At 70.9% G+C, this 3810-nt stretch carries 3 protein-coding genes; all 3 read left to right on the forward strand.

Going from position 1 to position 3810, the window contains the following annotated elements:
- Window positions 1–911: carbohydrate ABC transporter permease (locus SACSA_RS21015; protein ID WP_019813015.1), on the forward strand; the 911-nt coding region annotated here is incomplete at its 5' end.
- Window positions 911–1735, forward strand: coding sequence for a carbohydrate ABC transporter permease (locus SACSA_RS0101690; protein ID WP_019813017.1), 825 nt, complete (start codon window positions 911–913; stop codon window positions 1733–1735). The genes SACSA_RS21015 and SACSA_RS0101690, both read left to right, overlap by 1 nt.
- Window positions 1736–1770: 35 nt before the next feature.
- On the forward strand, window positions 1771–3768 hold the full coding sequence (locus tag SACSA_RS0101695; RefSeq protein ID WP_019813019.1) for a glycoside hydrolase family 31 protein: 1998 nt from the start codon (window positions 1771–1773) through the stop codon (window positions 3766–3768).
- Window positions 3769–3810 lie beyond the last annotated feature (42 nt).

The raw sequence follows: 3810 nt of genomic DNA on the forward strand, positions 1-3810 counted from the left end.
GCGCGCGGCGGCGGACGGCGCGGCGACGGGACCGGCTCGCCGCGCTCGCGTTCCTGCTTCCCGCGCTGGCCTACGTGGTGCTGTTCTTCGGCTATCCGCTGGTGAACAACATCGCGATGAGCCTGCGGGACTACTCGGTGCGCTCGTTCTACACCGGCGAGGCGCCGTTCGTGGGCTGGGACAACTACGTGGCGGTGTTCAGCGATCCGCTGTTCGGGCAGGCGGTGGTCAACACCGTGCTGTTCACGGCGGGTTCCATCGCGTTCCAGTTCGGCATCGGGCTGGCGCTGGCGCTGTACTTCTCGACCTCGTTCCCGGGCGGCACGCTGCTGCGGTCGCTGTTGTTACTGCCGTGGCTGCTGCCGCTGGTGGTCAGCGGCGCGGTGTGGCGGTGGATGCTCGACGCCGACAGCGGTGTGCTCAACGCCGCGTTCCGCGCGCTCGGGCTGTCCGAGGCCGGTGTCCCGTGGTTGACCGACCCCGGCTGGGCCCTGCCCGCGGTGATCCTCGTCAACGTCTGGATCGGCATCCCGTTCAACCTGGTGATCCTGCACGGCGGGCTGCGGGCGATCCCGGTGTCGCTGTACGAGGCGGCCGAACTGGACGGTGCGGGGCCGTGGCAGCGGTTCCGGGCCGTGACCTGGCCGCTGCTGCGGCCCGTGACCGCGGTCGTGCTGATGCTCGGCCTGGTCTACACGATCAAGGTGTTCGACGTGATCATGGTGGTGACCGGGGGCGGCCCGGCGGAGGCGACACAGACGTTGACCACGTGGTCGTACCGGCTCTCGTTCGACGGGGAGTTCGTCTTCGGCCAGGGCGCGGCCGTGGGGAACCTGCTGGTGCTGGTGGCGACCGTGTTCGGTCTGCTGTACCTGCGTTCGGTGCGGGCCTCGATCGCGGAGGCGGGCTGATGACGAACCGACGGCGACTGACCCCGTGGCTGCGTACGGCGCTCGGCGCGGCCATCGTGGTGGTGCTGCTGTTCCCCTTCTACTGGATGATCAACGCCTCCCTCCAGCCGAGTTCGGAGTTGCTGGACACCTCGCCCGCGTGGTTCCCCGTTGACGGCACCGGCGAGGGCTATGCCGAGGCGGTGGCCACCCAGGGCGGGCCGCTGCTGGCGAGCCTGGTGGTGGCGGGCGGCACGGTCGCGCTGTCGTTGCTGATCGCGCTGCCCGCCTCCTACGCGCTGGCGCAGCTGCGGTTCCGGGGCGCGCAGGCGGTCATCTTCGCGCTGCTGATCGTGCAGATGATTCCCGGCATCGTGATGGCGAACTCGCTGTACACCGTGTTCTCGGACCTCGGGCTGATCGACAGCTACCTCGGGCTGATCCTGGCCGACTCCACGGCGACGATTCCGTTCGCGATCCTGGTGCTGCGCGCGTTCATGCTGTCGATCCCGCGTGAACTCTCGGAGGCCGCCCGGGTGGACGGCGCCGGATACTGGCGCACGTTCGTGTCGGTGATCGTACCGGTCAGCCGCAACGCCACCGTGACGGCGGGACTGTTCTCGTTCCTGTTCGCGTGGGCGGACTTCCTGTTCGCCGTCACGTTGACCACGGGCCGCACGTTCGAGCCCGTCACGGTGGGCATCTACCGGTTCATCGGCAATCAGAGCGCCGACTGGAACGCGGTGCTCGCCACGGCCGTGCTGGCCTCGGTTCCGGCGGCGGTCCTGCTGATCGTGGCGCAGCGCTACGTCGTCGCGGGGGTCACCGGAGGAGCGGTCAAGTGACGGCCGGATTCGCAGCGTTACCGAAGGAGACACAGATGATCGAAAGCCGGGACGGCGGCCGGGCGCTCGAGGTGCGGGTGCGGCACGAGGTCCTCCGGATCGAGCCGTGGGGCCCCGACGGCTTCCGGGTCAGGGCCGGGCTCCACCGCGTGCTCGACGACGTGCCCGGAGCGCTGCTCGCGGCGGCGCCGTGCGCGGTCGACGTCGAGGTGGACGGTGACCGGGGGCGCCTGGTGAACGGAGCGCTGACCGCTGTCGTGGAGCTGGTGCCGACCGACACCGGCGTCGTGGCGCTGCTGCGGTACGAGCGCACCGGTACCGGCGAGGAGTTGCTGTCGGAGCAGCGGGCGCACTTCTGGTGGCCGGGTGCGCGCCTGTTCCAGTCGCACGGTGGTGGCTACGCGCGGCTGGAGCAGCGGTTCACCGCCTACCCCGGCGAGCGGTTGTACGGGCTCGGGCAGCACCCGAACGGGCGTCTCGACCAGAAGGGCATGGTGATCGACCTCGTCCAGCGCAACGGGGAGGTCTCGATCCCGTTCCTCGTGTCGAGCCGGGGGTACGGCCTGCTGTGGAACATGCCCGCTGCCGGCCGCGTGGAACTGGCCGAGAACGGCACCCGGTGGGTGGCCGACAGCGCCCGCCAGATCGACTACTGGATCACCGCGGGCGACGGTCCCGCCGAGGTCTTGGCCCGGTACGCCGACGCGACCGGCCACGCTCCCGTGCTGCCCGAGTGGGCGAGCGGGTTCTGGCAGTCCAAACTGCGCTACCGCAGCCAATCGGAGCTGCTGGCCGTCGCGCGGGAACACGTGCGCCTCGGCCTGCCGCTTTCGGTGATCGTGGCGGACTTCTTCCACTGGACCCACCTCGGCGACTGGCGCTTCGATCCGGCGGAGTGGCCCGATCCGGAGGCGATGGTGCGGGAACTCGACGAGCTCGGCGTGAAGCTGCTGGTGTCGGTGTGGCCGTCGGTGAGCCCGCTGAGCGAGAACTACGCCGAGATGCGCGACCGGGGCCTGCTCGTACGCACCGAACGGGGCGTGCCGATGCACGCGCCGTGGCACGACAAGGGTTTCGGCACCGAGATGCCGGTCGCCTTCTACGACCCCACCGAGCCCGCCGCGCGGGAGTTCGTGTGGCAGACCGTGAAGCGGAACTACTTCGACCTCGGCGTGCGCGCGTTCTGGCTGGACGCCTGCGAGCCGGAGTTGCAGCCGGGACACCCGCACAACCTCGACTTCGCCGGCGGGCCGGGTAGCGAGGTGGCCAATCTGTACCCGGTGGCCAACGCGCGCACCTTCCACGAGGGCGCAGCCGCCGAGGGCGCGGACGTGGTGCTGCTGAGCCGGTCGGCGTGGGCGGGTATCCAGCGTCACGGTGCGGCGGTGTGGTCGGGGGACATCCCGGCGACGTGGGACTCGCTGCGCAGGCAAGTGCGTGCGGGGCTGAACCTGGCCCTGTCCGGGGTCCCGTGGTGGACCACCGACATCGGCGGTTTCCACGGCGGCGACCCGGACTCGCCGGAGTACCGGGAGCTGATGGTGCGCTGGTTCTCCTACGGCGCCTTCTGCCCGCTGTTCCGGCTGCACGGCGTGCGCGAACCCCGGGCGCCGTTCGGTCCCGACATGACCGGCGGGCCCAACGAGGTGTGGTCCTACGGTGCCGAGGCGTTCGAAATGATCAGCGCCATTCTCCGGATGCGGGAGCGGCTGCGGCCCTACCTGCACGAGCAGATGCGCCGGGCGCACGAGACCGGGTTGCCGCCCATGCGACCGGTGTTCGTCGACCACCCTGAGGACCCGCGGGCGTGGGAGACCGACGACGAGTTCCTGCTCGGCCCGGACGTTCTTGTGGCCCCCGTGCTCCAACCGGGCGCGCGCTCCCGCGAGGTCTACCTTCCCGGCGACGTCGTGTGGACCGACGCGGTCACCGGTGCGGTGCATGAGGGCGGCACCACCGTGTGCGCGGACGCCCCGCTGGAGCGCATCCCGGTGTTCCTCCGCGCGGGAGCCGCGGTCCCGGTCGCGGGCTGAGCGCCGCGGGTGGTCACCGTGTGCGCCGCCGCGGTCGTGCCG

The organism is Saccharomonospora saliphila YIM 90502 (assembly GCF_000383795.1).
In the GTDB taxonomy this organism is placed as follows: domain Bacteria; phylum Actinomycetota; class Actinomycetes; order Mycobacteriales; family Pseudonocardiaceae; genus Saccharomonospora; species Saccharomonospora saliphila.

Coding starts and splice junctions, on each gene's coding strand:
- SACSA_RS0101690 (WP_019813017.1), top strand. CDS start 911: ATGACGAACCGACGGCGACTGACCCCGTGGCTGCGTACGGCGCTCGGC.
- SACSA_RS0101695 (WP_019813019.1), top strand. CDS start 1,771: ATGATCGAAAGCCGGGACGGCGGCCGGGCGCTCGAGGTGCGGGTGCGG.